Source organism: Xenorhabdus sp. PB30.3 (assembly GCF_963895965.1).
Taxonomy (GTDB): domain Bacteria; phylum Pseudomonadota; class Gammaproteobacteria; order Enterobacterales; family Enterobacteriaceae; genus Xenorhabdus; species Xenorhabdus stockiae.
The window spans coordinates 19,576-36,730 of sequence record NZ_CAWQMW010000137.1; the positions used below are offsets into that span (position 1 = coordinate 19,576).

The 17,155-nt window shown below is 44.9% G+C and carries 13 protein-coding genes; 10 read left to right on the forward strand and 3 right to left on the reverse strand.

Annotated elements, in window-relative coordinates; all coding sequences use genetic code 11:
* Window positions 1-2 precede the first annotated feature (2 nt).
* From kdpB to kdpD, 3 genes are read left to right on the forward strand one after another with little or no spacing between them, the layout of a single operon-like run.
* Window positions 3-2,069 (forward strand): potassium-transporting ATPase subunit KdpB, encoded by a 2,067-nt coding sequence (kdpB, locus tag AACX38_RS12710; RefSeq protein ID WP_099122472.1) that lies wholly within the window; start codon window positions 3-5, stop codon window positions 2,067-2,069.
* 44 nt (window positions 2,070-2,113) lie between these two features.
* A complete protein-coding gene (kdpC, locus tag AACX38_RS12715) occupies window positions 2,114-2,695 on the forward strand; it encodes a potassium-transporting ATPase subunit KdpC (RefSeq protein ID WP_228859699.1) in 582 nt (193 codons plus the stop codon).
* Window positions 2,696-2,697: 2 nt separating this feature from the next.
* Entirely contained in the window at window positions 2,698-5,400 is a 2,703-nt protein-coding gene (gene kdpD / locus AACX38_RS12720) for a two-component system sensor histidine kinase KdpD (RefSeq protein ID WP_228864478.1), read from the forward strand.
* Window positions 5,401-5,700: 300 nt separating this feature from the next.
* Here kdpD and pgm read toward each other — a convergent pair whose 3' ends face one another.
* Both pgm and seqA read right to left on the reverse strand, forming a co-directional pair.
* A complete protein-coding gene (gene pgm / locus AACX38_RS12725) occupies window positions 5,701-7,341 on the reverse strand; it encodes a phosphoglucomutase (alpha-D-glucose-1,6-bisphosphate-dependent) (RefSeq protein WP_228864479.1) in 1,641 nt (546 codons plus the stop codon).
* 120 nt (window positions 7,342-7,461) lie between these two features.
* Entirely contained in the window at window positions 7,462-7,995 is a 534-nt protein-coding gene (seqA, locus tag AACX38_RS12730) for a replication initiation negative regulator SeqA (protein WP_099109086.1), read from the reverse strand.
* Window positions 7,996-8,256: 261 nt separating this feature from the next.
* Between seqA and ybfF the strand changes: the two genes are divergently transcribed.
* The 7 genes from ybfF to AACX38_RS12765 all read left to right on the forward strand — a co-directional run bounded on the left by ybfF (window position 8,257) and on the right by AACX38_RS12765 (window position 15,814).
* A complete protein-coding gene (gene ybfF / locus AACX38_RS12735) occupies window positions 8,257-9,036 on the forward strand; it encodes an esterase (RefSeq protein ID WP_228864480.1) in 780 nt (259 codons plus the stop codon).
* Between the two features lie 307 nt (window positions 9,037-9,343).
* Window positions 9,344-10,099, forward strand: coding sequence for a class I SAM-dependent DNA methyltransferase (locus AACX38_RS12740; protein WP_228864481.1), 756 nt, complete (start codon window positions 9,344-9,346; stop codon window positions 10,097-10,099).
* Between the two features lie 450 nt (window positions 10,100-10,549).
* Window positions 10,550-11,296 (forward strand): class I SAM-dependent DNA methyltransferase, encoded by a 747-nt coding sequence (locus AACX38_RS12745; RefSeq protein ID WP_228864482.1) that lies wholly within the window; start codon window positions 10,550-10,552, stop codon window positions 11,294-11,296.
* 537 nt (window positions 11,297-11,833) lie between these two features.
* The gene (locus tag AACX38_RS12750; protein ID WP_228864483.1) at window positions 11,834-12,601 is read left to right on the forward strand and encodes a 5-oxoprolinase subunit PxpA; all 768 of its coding nucleotides are present in this window, start codon (window positions 11,834-11,836) and stop codon (window positions 12,599-12,601) included.
* 25 nt (window positions 12,602-12,626) lie between these two features.
* On the forward strand, window positions 12,627-13,508 hold the full coding sequence (locus AACX38_RS12755) for a 5-oxoprolinase subunit B family protein (RefSeq protein WP_228864484.1): 882 nt from the start codon (window positions 12,627-12,629) through the stop codon (window positions 13,506-13,508).
* Window positions 13,509-13,516: 8 nt separating this feature from the next.
* Complete coding sequence (locus tag AACX38_RS12760; protein WP_228864485.1) at window positions 13,517-14,509, forward strand: 5-oxoprolinase subunit C family protein; 993 nt, start codon at window positions 13,517-13,519, stop codon at window positions 14,507-14,509.
* 39 nt (window positions 14,510-14,548) lie between these two features.
* Window positions 14,549-15,814, forward strand: coding sequence for a 4-aminobutyrate--2-oxoglutarate transaminase (locus tag AACX38_RS12765; protein ID WP_228864486.1), 1,266 nt, complete (start codon window positions 14,549-14,551; stop codon window positions 15,812-15,814).
* Between the two features lie 201 nt (window positions 15,815-16,015).
* On the opposite strand, the gene AACX38_RS12770 is transcribed toward AACX38_RS12765, so the two are convergent.
* Complete coding sequence (locus AACX38_RS12770; RefSeq protein WP_228864487.1) at window positions 16,016-16,822, reverse strand: inositol monophosphatase family protein; 807 nt, start codon at window positions 16,820-16,822, stop codon at window positions 16,016-16,018.
* Window positions 16,823-17,155: the final 333 nt, after the last annotated feature.

Here is a 17,155-nt window from a genome sequence, read left to right on the forward strand (position 1 = left end):
TGATGAGAAATAAAAAGCAGGCATTATTTGAATCCGGATTAGTTCGTCAGGCAATTATCGATTCAGTAAAAAAATGTCATCCTGCCGTCCAATGGCATAATCCGGTTATGTTTGTCGTTTACCTCGGTAGCTGTCTGGCCACTTTATTATGGCTCAGTATTCTGACCGGCCAAACGACTGGTGATGCCCTCTTTACCGGTTCCATTGCTTTATGGTTATGGTTCACTGTGCTGTTTGCCAATTTTGCAGAAGCGCTGGCAGAAGGACGCAGTCAGGCTCAGGCCTCCAGTCTGAAAGGTGTCAAAAAAACAACGTGGGCAATCAGGCTTTCATCCCCCAGCCGCGATGCGACAAAAGAAAAAGTCACTTCCGATTGTTTACGCAAAGGCGATATTGTACTGATAGAAGCGGGTGAAATTATCCCCTGCGATGGCGAAGTCCTTGAAGGTGGTGCATCAGTTAACGAAAGCGCCATTACCGGCGAATCAGCACCGGTGATACGGGAATCCGGCGGTGATTTTTCTTCCGTGACAGGAGGCACTCAAGTACTGTCAGACTGGTTAATCGTGGAGTGTTCCGTCAATCCGGGAGAAACCTTCCTCGACCGAATGATCTCAATGGTTGAAGGAGCCAAGCGGCGGAAAACCCCGAATGAAATTGCCCTGACCATTTTACTTACCGCGCTCACCATCATTTTCCTGCTAACCTGTGCCAGCTTACTCCCCTTTTCCCTATTCAGTATTGAAGCCAACCACACTGGTGCACCTATCACAGTTACCGTTCTGATTGCACTTTTAGTGTGTTTAATCCCCACTACTATTGGCGGGCTGCTTTCTGCTATTGGTGTTGCAGGAATGAGCCGCATGCTGGAAGCCAATGTCATTGCCACCAGCGGACGTGCTATTGAAGCCGCAGGTGATGTCGATGTGCTGTTACTGGATAAAACCGGGACAATTACTTTGGGAAATCGTCAGGCCTCTCAGTTTTTGCCAGCTCCCGGCGTTACAGAACGGCAACTGGCTGATGCTGCACAGCTTTCCTCTCTGGCAGATGAAACACCGGAAGGTCGCAGTATCGTCATTCTGGCAAAACAGCGTTTCAATATGCGTGAACGTGATCTGCGTACATTAAATGCTACATTTGTTCCTTTTTCTGCCATGACCCGCATGAGCGGAGTCAACATCAACGATCGCCTGATCCGCAAAGGTGCTGTTGATGCCATCCGACGCCATATTGAAGCCAACCGCAGCCAGTTCCCTGAAGCCATTAATCTGTTGGTGCAACAGGTTGCAAGCAAAGGGGGAACACCGCTGGTTGTCGCTGAAAATCAGCGGGTTTTGGGTGTCGTTGCCCTGAAAGATATTATTAAGGGCGGTATTAAGGAGCGTTTCAGTGAAATGCGCAGAATGGGGATCAAAACGGTGATGATCACCGGTGATAACCACCTGACAGCCGCGGCCATTGCTGCTGAAGCCGGTGTCGATGATTTTCTGGCGGAAGCGACACCGGAAGCAAAACTGACTTTGATCCGCCAGTATCAATCTGAAGGGCGTCTGGTTGCCATGACCGGCGATGGAACAAACGATGCTCCCGCGCTGGCTCAGGCTGATGTGGCCGTTGCCATGAATTCAGGAACTCAGGCTGCAAAAGAGGCTGGTAATATGGTGGATCTGGATTCCAATCCCACGAAATTAATTGAAGTGGTGCGTATTGGTAAACAAATGCTGATGACCAGAGGCTCTTTAACCACATTTAGCATTGCCAATGATATTGCTAAGTATTTCGCCATTATTCCAGCCGCATTCGCTGTCACTTATCCGCAACTTAATGCGCTGAATATCATGCACCTCCATTCACCGCAATCAGCAGTGCTGTCCGCGGTTATTTTCAATGCGCTTATCATTATTTTTTTACTACCACTCGCTCTGAAAGGTATCACCTATCGTCCGATGAATGCTCTGTCGCTTCTGAGACGTAATTTATGGATATATGGCCTGGGTGGTTTGCTGATGCCTTTTGCGGCGATCAAACTGATCGATATGTTACTCACTGTATTAGGCTTTAAATAGACCATCATCCTCTCAGGATTTGACTATCAGGTAAGGTGAAAAAAATGACTTGGTTACGTTCTTCCATTGTTCTGTTGATATTTCTCACCCTGATCACCGGGATCGCATATCCGCTGCTGATCACTGGCCTGTCGACAACCTTGTTTCACCATCAGGCGACAGGTTCACTCATCGAACAGGATGGTGAGTTGCTCGGTTCAGAATTAATCGGTCAGGAATTTACTAAAGCGAACTATTTTCATGGACGCCCTTCAATGACTGCTGAACAGCCTTATAATGCACAGTCATCCGGGGGAAGTAATCTCGCACCAACTAACCCGCTTTTATTCCAGAAAATACAACAACGCATTATTAAAATACGCCTATTTAATCACCCGGAAAATCATCCTATTCCTGTCGATTTAGTCACCGCATCCGGTAGTGGTCTTGATCCCCATATTTCACCTGAAGCTGCTGCATTTCAGGCTCATCGTATTGCTACCGCCCGGCACCTGCCGGTAGATTTAATCAATAAGCTGATTGAGGAGAACATCGAGTTTCCGCCAATACATTACTTAGGTCAGCCTGTTGTCAACGTACTGAAACTCAATCTGGCGTTAGATAACCAGCGAGCACAAGGCAAGTAACGATGACTGAGACAGAACCACAGCGTCCTGATCCAGACAATTTGCTGACACTGGCAAATGAAAAACCACGGGGCAAACTGAAAATTTTCTTCGGGGCCTGTGCCGGAGTAGGAAAAACCTACGCCATGTTACAGGAAGCTCAACGCTTACTGGCTCAGGGGCTGGATATTATTGTCGGCGTCGTTGAAACACACGGACGTCAGGAAACCGCGGCACTATTAAAAGGTCTGCCGCAGTTGCCGCCAAAATATATCTACTCGGCTCAACGCAGAGTCCCGGTATTTGATATTGATGCAGCTATTGCCCGTCATCCTGCCATCATCCTGATGGATGAATTAGCCTACAGTAATCCGAAGGGTTGTCGGCATCCCAAACGCTGGCAGGATGTGGAAGAACTGCTGGAAGCGGGTATTGATGTCCTGACTACCATTAACGTACAGCATCTGGAAAGCCTGAATGATATTGTCGGGGGTATTACCGGCATCCGGGTGAGGGAAACTATTCCCGATCATATCTTTGATAATGCCGACGATGTTGTCTTAGTGGATCTTCCTCCCGATGATCTGCGCCAGCGCCTTCACGAAGGTAAAGTTTATATTCCGGCGCAGGCTGAACGGGCTATTGAACATTTTTTCCGTAAAGGAAACCTGATCGCTCTGCGTGAGCTGGCCTTGCGTCGTACCGCAGATCGTGTGGATGATCAGATGCGCGCTTTCCGCGATACGCGGGGGAAAGAACCTGTCTGGCATACACGGGATAACCTACTGTTATGCATCGGCGATAATCACGGCAATGAGAAATTGATCCGCAAGGCAGCCCGGCTTGCCGCGAAACTGGACTGTACCTGGCATGCTGTTTATGTTGAAACGCCTAAATTACACCGGTTGCCGGAGCTCAAACGTCGAACTATTTTAAAAACATTGATGCTGGCACAGGAACTAGGAGCAGAAACAGCCACACTTTCAGAGCCTCATAAAGAAAAAGCTATTCTTCGCTACGCCAGAGAACACAATCTCGGAAAAATCATTGTCGGGCGTTACCATAGTTTATATTCCACCCTCTTTAGCCATCGATGGCGTTCTGATTTTGTCGGGCGTTTAGGTAAACTTGGCCCCGATCTGGATATCATTATTATTGCCCTTGAAGATAAAAAACAGCACTGGATCAAAGAGCCGGCTGAGCAACGATTATCCAGTGACAAGTGGATAAACCAGCTTCAGGGGTTCCTGATCGCAATTATACTGTGTACCTTTATTACCTTATTTTCCCGCACAGTTTTATTTCCTCTCGACAAAGCCAACCTGATCACCCTTTATCTACTGGGCGTTGTCGTGATTGCGTTATTTTACGGGCGCTGGCCTTCAGTATTTTCTGCTTTTATCAACGTTGCCAGTTTCGATATCTTTTTTGTCAAACCCCACCTGTCACTGGCCGTTAATGATATGCAATATCTACTTACCTTTACGGTTATGCTGATCGTGGGAGTGGTCGTCGGAAATCTGACCGCAGGAATACGTTATCAAGCCAGAATTGCACGCTATAGGGAACAGCGAACACGACATTTATATGAAATCACCCGTGAACTCGGCCGGGCACTGAATGAAGAGGACGTTGCCCGTATCAGTTACCATTTTTTATCCAATAGCTTTCAGGCAAAAACAGGGTTATTACTGCCGGATGGCAATAATCATCTTTATCAGGTGAAATCCTATAATGGTGGGCAGATGTTAGTTGATGAAGCCATCGCTAAATGGTGTTTTGATAAAAAACAACCCGCGGGAGCAGGCACAGATACTCTGCCGGGCGTGCCTTATCAGTTAATTCCCATCACCACGCCGTCACAAATTTTTGCTGTCCTTGCGATTGAATCATCGAATCCCCGACAGCTATTGGTGCCTGAGCAACAACGGTTACTACAGATTTTTACCGGAATTATTGCTAACGCACTGGAGCGCTTACATCTGGCCCGTGGTGCAGAATCCGCCAAGCTGGAAAGTGAATGGGAACAATTACGTAATTCATTTATGATTGCGCTGTCACATGATTTACTGACGCCATTGACCCGTTTGTCTGAACAAACCGAAGTACTCAGACAGAATTTGTCCGTTACAAACTCTCAGCATGCTAAACAATTTCAGCATATTCATCAGCAGATCCTTAATATTTCACATCTGGTGAATAACATGCTGGATATCGTGCGTATCCAATCAGGTAGCCTTCAGCCCAATTTTGGCTGTTATTCACTGAAAGAAATCATTGATAGCGCTTTACGCTCACTCGATTATGCCTTAAGCCGCTATAAGATAGATCTTTCCTTGCCTGCTGATTTGTCCCTACAATGCGATGCCTCTTTATTAGAGCGTGTATTTGTCAACCTACTGGAAAATACCATCAAATATACAGATAAAGGTTCGGCAGTGGGCATCAGGGCAACAATTGAAAAAGAAAAGGTCAATATCGAAGTCTGGGATACCGGCTCAGGATTACCGGGCGGAAAGGAAAAATCCATTTTTGATAAATTCTCACATATCCCCCGCAAACATCGCAAACCCACGGCCACTAACTCCGGGTTAGGGCTAACGATTTGTTATCACATTATTGAAATTCACAATGGAAGAATATGGGCGACAAATAATGAGAAAGGTGGAGCCAGTTTCCATTTTTCCCTGCCGATTTGTTCCACCTATGATAATCGAGAAAAATGAAATACAGATCTAATTAAATGATAAGGAAATAACCATATGAAGCAGCTAATAACTCTATCGCTATCCACCATTCTGGTATTAATCTCTTGGAGTACACATGCAACACCATCAGGGTTATCTAATACACCGGAACAATGTCAGGACCGAGCATACACCATATGTAAAAAACATATCGCTCATCCTAAAAAATACCAATTTTGTCTTGAAGAAATCTATAACACATGCATACGTCAATAATGTTTGTTTTAACAAAAAGCCGCCGGTTTTTCTGCGGCTTTTTTCATCAGTATTCAGCGCTAATTAACCCGCAGCAAATACTTGATTAACAATCTCCTGAGCTTCCTGCTCGATTTTTTCACGGTGTTCTGCACCAAGGAAACTCTCGCAATAAATTTTATATGCTTCTTCTGTACCAGAAGGGCGCGCCGCAAACCAGCCATTATCACTCATCACCTTCAAGCCGCCAATGGAAGCACCATTGCCGGAAGCCGTTGTCAGGCGAGCCGTAATCGGATCACCTGCCAGCATATCAGCTTTTACCATTTCCGGTGACAACTTAGATAACTGTGCTTTCTGCTGATGACTTGCCGGAGCCTGAAGACGGCTATAACTCGGTGTACCAAAACGAGCCGCCAATTTGTCATAGCGCTGCTGTGGATTTTCACCGGTCACTGCCATCATTTCCGCTGCGAGCAGGCAAAGAATGATGCCGTCTTTATCTGTTGACCACGGAGTACCATCAAAACGCAGGAAAGATGCACCCGCACTTTCTTCTCCACCGAAGCCCAGTTCACCTTTATATAGCCCGTCAACAAACCATTTAAACCCGACCGGAACTTCCACCAGTTCACGCCCCAGATCAGCCACAACCCGATCAATCATGGCACTGGAAACCAGCGTCTTACCCACAGCCACTTTCTCAGACCATTGCGGGCGATGACGGAACAGATAATCCACTGCTGTCGCCAGATAATGGTTAGGGTTCATCAGGCCGGTTGGGGTAATGATGCCGTGGCGGTCATAATCAGGATCATTGGCGAATGCCAAATCGAATTTATCCCGCAACTCCAGCAACCCGGCCATCGCCCAGCGGGATGAACAATCCATCCGGATCACACCATCACGATCCAGAGTCATAAAGCGGAAAGTCTGATCAATGTTATCATTCACCAGCGTCAGATCGAGATTATAGTACTCACCAATACGCTGCCAGTAAGCAATACCTGAGCCACCCAAGGGATCAATCCCGATTTTCAGACCCGCTTTCTGAATCGCGGCCATATCGACAACTTCACCCAACGCGGTGACATAAGGATCAACTAAATCCTGAGGGTGCAGATATTCACTTTTTAATGCCTGTTCGTAAGGCTGACGTTTAACGCCTTTCAGATTATCAGCCAACAATTCATTCGCCCGATTTTCAATAACGGAAGTCAGATCCGTATCGGCCGGGCCACCATTAGGCGGATTATATTTAATACCACCGTCTTCTGGTGGATTATGAGAAGGGGTAATCACAATGCCATCCGCCAGATTTTTTCCCTGACGGTTATAAGACAAAATAGCATGCGAAATAGCAGGCGTCGGCGTAAAACCATTATTCTCCTGCACGACCACATCAACACCATTCGCTGTCAGTACTTCCAGCACGGAAATAAAAGCGGCTTCAGAAAGTGCATGTGTATCTTTCCCGATATAACACGGGCCAGTAATATCATATTGCTTACGTACTTCTACAATCGCCTGAGAAATTGCCAGAATATGCGCTTCGTTAAAGCTATTACGCCCGGCACTGCCACGATGGCCGGAAGTGCCAAATTTAACTTTATGAGCCGGATTTTCGGGATTGGGTTGTAAGGTGTAATACTGTGATGTGAGGAGTGCAACATTGATCAAATCATGCTGCTGGGCCAGTTGCCCTGCCCTAGGATGAATCGCCACTTTATTTCTCCTGAAAGGCTGCACCGGACAGTCGCCAGTGCAGTATAAAACAGATATGCTGAACGGTTTAGAGAGTTAATTGATTAACCGCAGACTGCTGATTAAACCTAAACGCCGAACTTAAATCGTGCCACACACTTTTTCAATCAAATTTACCGGTAAACTCATATCCTGCATAACTTGTTCAATCATGCTGCGTTTACGGTCAGTATTGGTGTTGGTGATCACCCAAAAAGGTGTGCCGGGGATATGGCGAGGTTTGGTTTGCTTACCGCTGGCCAGCAGCGTATGTTCATCACCGGCAAAATACGTGCGGGTGCGACCATGCATTGCTTCTGTTGTTCTGGCGAAACTTTCGCTGTCCAGACTATACAACGTCGACAACACTAACATGAAACGCTCAACGGATTTTTTCTTTTCAGCATATTCATCGGAAAGCAGTAACTCACGTATAACGCGGACAGTATCTCGGGGACGTACAGCTGGTATTTTGTTGACGGGTACAGGTTCACTGGCAGGCTGTGTAGTTTGTACTGGCTGCCCGGCGTCCAACTTCAGTATGCGCCGTAAAATATCAGATGCACTTTCACCGATATGCAGGGTTTGGCTTGCAATAAAGCGGTAAAGGTCTTCATCAACTTCTATCGTTTTCATTTCTATCCAGTACTGTTCTTAATGAAAAAATTATCCTCAGATTATAAGATATAATGCAACAAAACAAAACAATTAAACTTTCAATAACTTAAAGTGATTCTTTCTTAAATTGAGAATTGAAAAGAAAGAAACTTTTCCCCTAAAATAAATCAATCAGTTACAGCCACTATACCCTCATTTTGTTTGTCTCTGCTGATGTGTCATGATATTAAACTCTACAATATTAAACATTGTATGAACGTCATTAAACTCAGGCAAATTATGAAGTCAAACAATCAATTAAATTATCATTTACACAAACCCGAAAATCCGTTGTCTCCCACTCCCATTATCCTTATCCATGGACTTTTTGGTGATTTAAACAACTTAGGAATATTAGGGCGTGATTTACAGCAATATTATCCGGTGATTCAGATTGATGTACGAAATCACGGTATTTCTCCCCGCATGGAAAATATGGATTATCGTGACATGGCACAAGATGTGCTGGCCCTTCTTGACGAACTCGATATAGCAAAAGCCATCATTATAGGTCATTCCATGGGGGGAAAAATCGCCATGAGCATGACAGCAATTGCCCCGGAGCGCATTGAGAAAATCGTAGTGATTGATATGGCTCCGGTTGCTTATCAGGCAAGGCGTCATGACAGTATTTTTGCGGCACTGCACAAAGTAACGAAAGCGGGTGTACAAACCCGGCAGGCAGCTACAGACATCATGCTTGAAGATATTAAAGAAGATGGCGTGATCCCATTTCTACTAAAATCATTCCGTCAGGGGGAATGGAGATTTAACCTACCCGTTCTGCAAAAAGAATACGAAAAAATTATCGGCTGGGAAACAATTCCGGCATGGCATAAACCAGCCTTATTTATTCGTGGTGGAAATTCCGATTACATTACGGAAGAATACCGGCAGGATATTATTAATCAATTCCCACAAGCCACTGCCTGGGTTGTCGCGGGAGCCGGTCATTGGGTTCATGCAGAGAAACCTGAAGCAGTACTCCGGGCAATTCATCGATTTTTAGGTACTGAATAAAAAAATAGGATATCAGCCTAGCTTAATATATGGGTTGATATCCTTACTAAACATACCCGATATTATTATAGAATAACAATATACTTAAAATAAAATATCCAATTTATTTATCATATTCCATTAAAATAACATACCTGACATAAAAATAATCATATTAAACCGGATATTTATATATTAAGGTAATCCCCAGAAAAAAAACATCAAATGTTATATCGCTGACAAATTTAATTCTTATACAACAGCAAAAAATTCCGCTTATTTTTTACCTTAGTTTTGTTTCTCTTATCTTAGTTAAGGACAGAAAGTAATGAATGAAAAAAACGTATATAACGCTATCGCTGATGTTTATGAAAGATTTTCAGATTCTGCTCCGCAGATAGAGGTAGAAATCAGGACGGTTTTTGGGCTGGCAGGTGAGATACAGGGAAAATCAGTATTAGATTTAGCCTGTGGCTATGGCCTGTTTAGCCGACTTTACAAAAGCCGTGGGGCATCAAAAGTTGTTGGTGCCGATATCTCAACTAACATGATTGAAATTGCAAGAAACAAGTCTCGGCAATATGGTGATGGTATCGAATTTCATGTCAGAGATGTCTGCAACATGGAATCATTGGGTAAATTTGACATCATTAACGCATCCTGGCTATTTTGTAATGCTATCTCACTTGAAGAGCTTGAAATGATGTTCCGCACAGTTGCTAATAATCTGGCACCTTCCGGTAAATTAATTGCTTACACTATTGAACCTGACTACCAGTTAACAAAAGGCAATTGTTCCAATTATCTCTGCGATATTCTTAGCGAAGAGCACTGTAGAGGCGGCCTCCTCTTTAAAGCCGAATTTACCTTTCCATCACGTAACCCTCCTCTTCCTCCTGCACCTTTCACAATGTATAGCTGGAGCCGTGAACAACACGCAGAGGCAAGTCATAAAGCGGGTTTACAGATTGAATGGCATAAGCCCATGCTGTCACAAAGTGATATTGATAACCAGCCAGCTGGTTTTTGGGATACTTACCAGAATAACTGCCATGAAGCCGCGTTTGTTTGTAAATTCCTATAATATCAATCGACCAATCTCTTCATTTTTCAACATTGACTAAAATATATATCAACCCAAATATTAAAAGGGTTGATATTTCCCCTAAAAGAGGGAGGAATATCATTAATAGAAAATAAACCCTAATTTAAAACACTTGATTTTATTTTTACATTAACCAAAAAAAACACACAAATAACATATACCCTATGGATTTCGAGTTGCATCGCGGCGGCGAGGGAACACATCCCCGGGAGCATAGAAAACTATGTGACCGGGGTGCGTGAACGTAGCCAACAAAGAGGCAGCTTGAAAGACGACGGGTATAAAAATAATTATATAAAATTTAGTTCTTATACATTAATGTAAATTACATAAAAGAAAACCACCAAATATTATAACAATAATAAATTTTTTTAGAAAACAGCAAAAAAATTCTGTTTATTCCTTTTATCTTAGTTTAGGACTGAAATAATGAATGATAAAAAATTATATGACCCTATTGCCGGTGTTTACGAAAGTTTTTCAGATGCAGCCCCTCAGATTGAAATAGGGATCAGGACAGTCCTTGAACTGGCAGGTAATATACAAGGAAAATCAGTATTAGATTTAGCCTGTGGTCAAGGTCTTTTTAGCCGGCTTTACAAAAGCCATGGGGCATCAAAAGTTATCGGTGTCGATATCTCAGCTAATATGCTTGAGATTGCAAAAAACATCTCTCAACAACACGGTGATGGTATCGAATATCATGTCAGAGATGTCTGCAAAATGGAATCATTGGGTAAATTTGACATCATTAACGCATCCTGGCTATTTTGCCATGCAGTATCACTTGAAGAACTTGAAAGCATGTTCCGGGTAATTGCTGATAACCTGACACCTTCCGGGAAACTGGTTGCTTACACATTTTCGCCTGACTATCGGTTAGCACAAGGTAACTGTACCAATTATCTCTGCGATATTCTTAGCGAAGAACCCCACGGAGAAGGTCTGTTCTATACAGCTAAATTTATGGCTCCCCCACATAATTCCTCTTTTCCTTTTACAATGTATAGCTGGAGCCGTGAGCATTTTGCAAAAGCCAGTAAAAAAGCCGGATTACAGCTTGAATGGCATAAGCCCATGTTGTTGCAAAGCGACATTGATAATCAACCAGCCGGTTTTTGGGATACTTACCAGAATAACTGTCATGAAATAGCCCTTGTTTGTAAGTTACGATAATATACACTTCGTCTTTCAAGTTGCCCCTTTGTTGGCTGCGCTCGTTCACCCCAGTCACATAGTTATCTATGCTCCTGGGGATTTACTCCCTTGCCGCCGCGATGCATCTTGAAATCCATTGTGTATACCAATTAATTATTTTCTTCATCTTTCAATTTGTACCAATAAAATAGAGAATTGAAGGATGAAGAATATAAATCTATAGCCATACTTCTAATAATGAGATATTTCGATAAACTTTCCCATTTTTGTTAAATAAGAAACCATTTTATCTCAATAAATATCATCCAAAAGCGCTCCCTTGTGCGGAAAAACCAAAGTAAACTCCGTGAGATTATTTCTATCTGATTAATTTCATCATATATCCAATGGGTTTATCATAATATCTAGCAAAATCATGTGCCCACTTAAACGAATACATGGCCTATACTCAATGGGATTTCAATATGTATCGCGTGGGCATCAGAAAAAAATTTCTTCTTTTTGTCATACCATATTATATTTTTGAAATTCAGTTCACAATTTGAGCGCATGACTATGACAAACATCGATCTCAACTCAGACATTGGCGAAGGCTTCGGCCCGTGGACTATCGGCGATAATGTGGATGAATCAATTATGGCATTAATCAGCTCAGCCAATATTGCCACCGGTTTTCATGCGGGCGATCCCTGCATTATGCGTAAAACCGTGGAGCTGGCACACCAAAAAGGCGTGTCCATTGGTGCCCATCCCGGATTCCGCGATCTTGTCGGATTCGGCCGCCGTCATATCAATACCACCCCACAAGAATTAACCAACGATGTGTTATATCAGCTCGGTGCATTACGCGAATTTGCTGCGCTGTATAACCTTCCGCTAAAGCATATAAAACCACATGGTGCCTTATATATGCATCTGGCCCGTGACAACGATGCCGCGCATTATTTCGTCTCCACACTGCATAAACATGCTCCTGAACTGGCCATATTCTGCATGCATGGTTCGGCTATCTGTCGTGAGGCAGCCAAACTCGGTCATCCCGTGGTTTGTGAGTTCTACGCTGACCGCGATTACGATCTCAGTGGCTCTATTGTATTTACCCGTCGGGTTACGCCGCTCGATCCTGAAATAGTCGCTGATAAAGTGTTACGAGCCTGTCAGGAGGGTAAAGTCCGTACCGTAGAAGGAGCCGATATTGACGTTGAATTTTCCTCTGTCTGCCTGCACAGCGATACGCCCGGCGCACTCCCACTACTTCAGGCAATAGTCACCCGTTTACAGCTCGCAGGCATCACGATTACACCTCCACAGCCGCATAAATGATTGTATAAAAAGAAGGAGTGCTGATATGTCTGACCCGAATTTACGCTACACCTTCGGCGGCGACGAACATCTTTTTATTGAAATCAGCGAAGCAATGTCTCTGAAGGCATTCTTTCGTAGTATGTCGTTAACAAAAGCGATTAAAAACCTTGCATTACCGGGCATATTCGATATTTGTCTGGCAAATGCATCATGCCAGATACGCTTCAATCCGGATATTCTGCCACCCCTAACATTACTGGAGAAAATTCAGGCCGTAGCGGAACAAGAAAACACCGGGGAAAAACTCTCTACGCGCATTATCGAAATTCCGGTGCTTTACAATGATCCCTGGACGCATGAAACCCTGATGCGTTTTCGGGAACGCCATCAGGATCCACACTCCACCGATCTGGAATACGCAGCGCGAATCAACGGCCTGGCTGATATTGATGCATTTATCGCCCAGCACAGCGGCGCTCCCTGGTTTGTTTCTATGGTCGGCTTTGTTGCCGGATTACCCTTTATGTACCAGATGGTAGAACAGGAACAACAAATTCAGGTGCCTAAATATCTGATCCCCCGTACGGATACCCCACAGCTTTCACTGGGACACGGCGGGTGCTTCGGCTGCATTTACTCTGTACGGGGTGCTGGGGGTTATCAGCTCTTTGGCGTGACTCCAGCCCCTATTTACGATACCCAACAGCGTCTGCCATATCTTAAAGATTCTATGGTCTTTTTTCGCACAGGCGATATCGTTCAGTTCAAGCCTATCAATCGCGATGAGTATGATCAGGCTATTTCACAAGTTGAACGAGAAGAGTTTGCATTGCGTATTCGTCCTGTTGAGTTTGACCTTGCGGCCTTTGAAGCAGACCCACAATCTTGCACTGCAAATTTGCAGGAGGTGCTATATGGCGATTGAGGTGTTATATGTCAATTGAAGTGTTATATGGCATTAAGGTGCTGAAACCGGGGCTGTCAAGCTCAGTACAGGACGCTGGCCGGGAAGGCTACTATCACGTAGGTATTCCGCCTTCCGGTACGCTGGATCGTTTTGGGCTGGCAGTCGCAAATCTACTGGTAGGGAACACGCCGGATACAGCGGGCTTGGAGTGTACTCTGATGGGACCGGAACTGCTCTTTGAGCAGGACACCGTTTTTGCTGTCAGCGGGGCACCAATGGGCATACAACTGGATGGGCAGCCCGTTTCCCTTAATACCTGCCTGCTGGCGCAAAAAGGGCAGCAGCTGAAAATAACCGGCTCATCTTTAGGTGCCCGTAGTTATCTTGCCATCGCAGGTGGTATCGATGTACCTCTGGTACTGGGAAGCCGCTCCACATACAGCCTCGGCTCGCTGGGTGGATATCAGGGCCGCCGGTTACAGGCCGGAGATACGCTTCCTGTAACGGCGCATTGTGGGCAAGGCCCTGTTGGTCATCACCTGCCGGAAGAGTTTAAACCGGAATTTCATAAACATGCCGAACTTCGGGTGGTTCCCGGTATGTATATTCATCGCCTGACGGCAGAATCCGTTGACAGTTTTTTCAGTGATGAATGGAGGATCAGCTCTGAATCTGATCGTATCGGTTACCGCTTTCTGGATGGGCGTCCACTAAATTTTGTGGAGCGCACACCGCCGTTTGGCGCAGGCTCTGATCCCTCCAATATTGTGGATGCCTGCTACCCTATTGGCTCTATCCAAATTCCCTCAGGGCGTACTCCCATCGTCTTACATCGGGATGCTGTCTCCGGAGGTGGCTACATGACACTGGGCACCGTCGTCAGCAGCGATCTGGATATTCTCGGGCAGTTACCTCCCGGTGCCAAAGTAAAATTTATCCAAGTGACATTACAACAAGCGCTGGCTATCCGGCATACGTTTCAGGAAAAACTGCAACGGCTGGTCACCGCACTATCCTAGTAACCCTACAAATTTATGCCATTTTCAGGAGAATAATTGATGAAAAATACAGAGTTGAATCAACGTCGTCTGAATGCTACTCCACGCGGAGTGGGTGTGCTGAGTGACTACTTCGTGCAAAAGGCGGAAAATGCTACTCTGTGGGATGTAGAAGGTAACGAAATCATCGATTTTGCGGCTGGCATTGCTGTACTGAATACAGGTCATCGTCACCCTGAAATCGTATCCGCAATTGAACAACAACTAAAAGCATTCACCCATACCGCATATCAAATTGTGCCTTATGAAAGCTATGTGACACTGGCAGAACGTATTAATGCGCTGGCACCGATCAACGGCCCGACAAAAACCGCGTTCTTCACCACCGGAGCGGAAGCCGTCGAAAATGCCGTGAAAATCGCCCGCGCTTATACCCGTCGGCCGGGAGTGATTACTTTCAGTGGTGGCTTTCATGGTCGTACTTTTATGGCGATGGCGCTCACAGGCAAAGTAGCACCGTATAAAATCGGCTTTGGCCCATTCCCCGGTTCCGTTTACCACGCCCAATATCCTAACGGGCTTCACGGAGTATCAGTCGATAATGCTCTGGCAAGTCTGGAACATATTTTCAAAGCCGATATCGCACCGGATCAGGTAGCCGCCATTATTATTGAGCCAGTACAGGGTGAAGGCGGATTCAACATGGCGCCCACCGAGTTTATGCAGGCGCTACGTACATTGTGCGATGAGCATGGCATTCTGTTAATCGCCGACGAAGTACAAACTGGCTTCGCCCGCACGGGAAAACTGTTTGCGATGGAACACCACAATGTAAAAGCAGACCTGATCACGATGGCGAAAAGTCTGGCGGGAGGGATGCCGCTTTCCGGTGTAGCGGGACGTGCAGAAGTGATGGATGCACCGGCACCCGGAGGGCTTGGCGGCACCTATGCGGGCAATCCACTGGCGGTGGCAGCCGCCCATGCAGTACTTAACATCATCGAAAAAGAGCAGTTGTGCGAACGAGCTAATCAGCTTGGTCAGCATCTGGTAGAAATACTGGCACAAGCGCGCACTCAGTGCCCGGCAATCGCCGAAATTCGCGCTCTGGGTTCCATGGTTGCGGTGGAATTTAACGATCCACAAACCGGTAAACCCTCACCAGAATTTACCCGCGAAGTACAAACCCGAGCTAAACGCGAAGGGCTGCTATTATTGAGCTGCGGTACTCACGGTAATGTGATCCGTTTCCTCTACCCGCTGACGATACCGGAGGCCCAATTCGGTAAGGCACTGCAAATTCTGTCACATATTCTGAAAAATTAAACCACATAGCCCCGGATGTAGTACCACATCCGGGATTTTCTATTTAGATTTGATATATTATACACAATGTATTTCAAGATGCGTCGCGGCGGCAAGGGAACTCATCTCCGGGAGCATAGATAACCGTATGTTTATAAAAACGGTGACCGGGGTGAGTGAGCGCAGCCAACAAAGAGGCAACTTGAAAGACGAAGTGTATATTTAATTTTCAGCAGGAGAGTTCATAACCTCTACCACCTGATCCAGCAGTGCTGAATTACAGGCCGAAACCAGACTGCCACCAAACATAGCTCTTTTCCGGCTGCCGTTCAGTGCACAAAAATCACCACCCGCTTCTTTAATACAGGGCAGAATTGCCGCACTGTCCCAAGGTTTCATGATGGTATCAATAGCACAGTGCAACCTTCCGGCTGCAACCATCGTGTGCTGGTAGCAATCATTAACAAAGACAAAATCCCGGGCAGATTTCACTAACCCATCCAGATTATAAGCTACGGTGCCATTTTCCAGATGATAACCGGAACTGTGTATACCGGAAGCTGCAATCACAGCATTGTTAACAGATGTTGGTGAGTTATCCATCACTTTAAGCTGGCGTAACGGCTTGCCTTCCACACTCATCCAGCACCCTTCCCCTTGTGAAGCATAAACAACGGTGGAAATTGCCGGAAAACTGATTACCCCAAGTTTTGGCTCGCCATTTTCGACAAAAGCCAGTAACGTACTAAACAACGGTACGCCATACAAAAATGCCCTTGTCCCGTCAATGGGATCAATAATCCAGCCTGATTCGAATTTATCACTGCCATCCAGCCCAAACTCTTCTCCCAGAATAGGAACACCCGGGCTGCGTTTTTCCAGTATGTTACGAATCTCTGTTTCCAGCATTAAATCAGTTTGAGTGACAACAGAACGATCCGGCTTATAGTCAAATTGTCCGGCTCCGTCAAACGCATCCTGAGTCCGTTTTCTGATTGTATTTACTGCTTCAAGGGCAATTTCTAGCATCTTTGTATCACTCCTCAAGGTATCGTTTAACGTCATTTCAGCGTGGCAATTCTATGATAAAAGCCATAATTATGTCTTGTTAAAAACATATTTTACAGAAAAATAAAAACAAATTAAGAAAATAAAAAACAGAAAAAAGAAAGTAAAATGGGCTTTCACACCATACTTATTTGAAGAATTTATCATTTAATAATCATTTAATTAAATAAAAAATAAATTATCACACTTTCCTTAATTTCAAAAAAAAATAAAAATAAAAAGAAAAAAATAAAATAAAAATACATAATTAATTATAAAAAAATTTCTAGATAATATTGACACATTGGTATAAGT

Bases quoted from the DNA above. Each gene is read 5' to 3' on its own strand.
- AACX38_RS12745 (WP_228864482.1), top strand. From the start codon at position 10,550: ATGAATGATAAAAAATTATATGACCCTATTGCCGGTGTTTACGAAAGT.
- kdpD (WP_228864478.1), top strand. From the start codon at position 2,698: ATGACTGAGACAGAACCACAGCGTCCTGATCCAGACAATTTGCTGACA.
- ybfF (WP_228864480.1), top strand. From the start codon at position 8,257: ATGAAGTCAAACAATCAATTAAATTATCATTTACACAAACCCGAAAAT.
- AACX38_RS12740 (WP_228864481.1), top strand. From the start codon at position 9,344: ATGAATGAAAAAAACGTATATAACGCTATCGCTGATGTTTATGAAAGA.
- AACX38_RS12750 (WP_228864483.1), top strand. From the start codon at position 11,834: ATGACAAACATCGATCTCAACTCAGACATTGGCGAAGGCTTCGGCCCG.
- AACX38_RS12760 (WP_228864485.1), top strand. From the start codon at position 13,517: ATGTCAATTGAAGTGTTATATGGCATTAAGGTGCTGAAACCGGGGCTG.
- AACX38_RS12770 (WP_228864487.1), bottom strand. From the start codon at position 16,822: ATGCTAGAAATTGCCCTTGAAGCAGTAAATACAATCAGAAAACGGACT.
- AACX38_RS12755 (WP_228864484.1), top strand. From the start codon at position 12,627: ATGTCTGACCCGAATTTACGCTACACCTTCGGCGGCGACGAACATCTT.
- AACX38_RS12765 (WP_228864486.1), top strand. From the start codon at position 14,549: ATGAAAAATACAGAGTTGAATCAACGTCGTCTGAATGCTACTCCACGC.
- kdpB (WP_099122472.1), top strand. From the start codon at position 3: ATGAGAAATAAAAAGCAGGCATTATTTGAATCCGGATTAGTTCGTCAG.
- kdpC (WP_228859699.1), top strand. From the start codon at position 2,114: ATGACTTGGTTACGTTCTTCCATTGTTCTGTTGATATTTCTCACCCTG.
- seqA (WP_099109086.1), bottom strand. From the start codon at position 7,995: ATGAAAACGATAGAAGTTGATGAAGACCTTTACCGCTTTATTGCAAGC.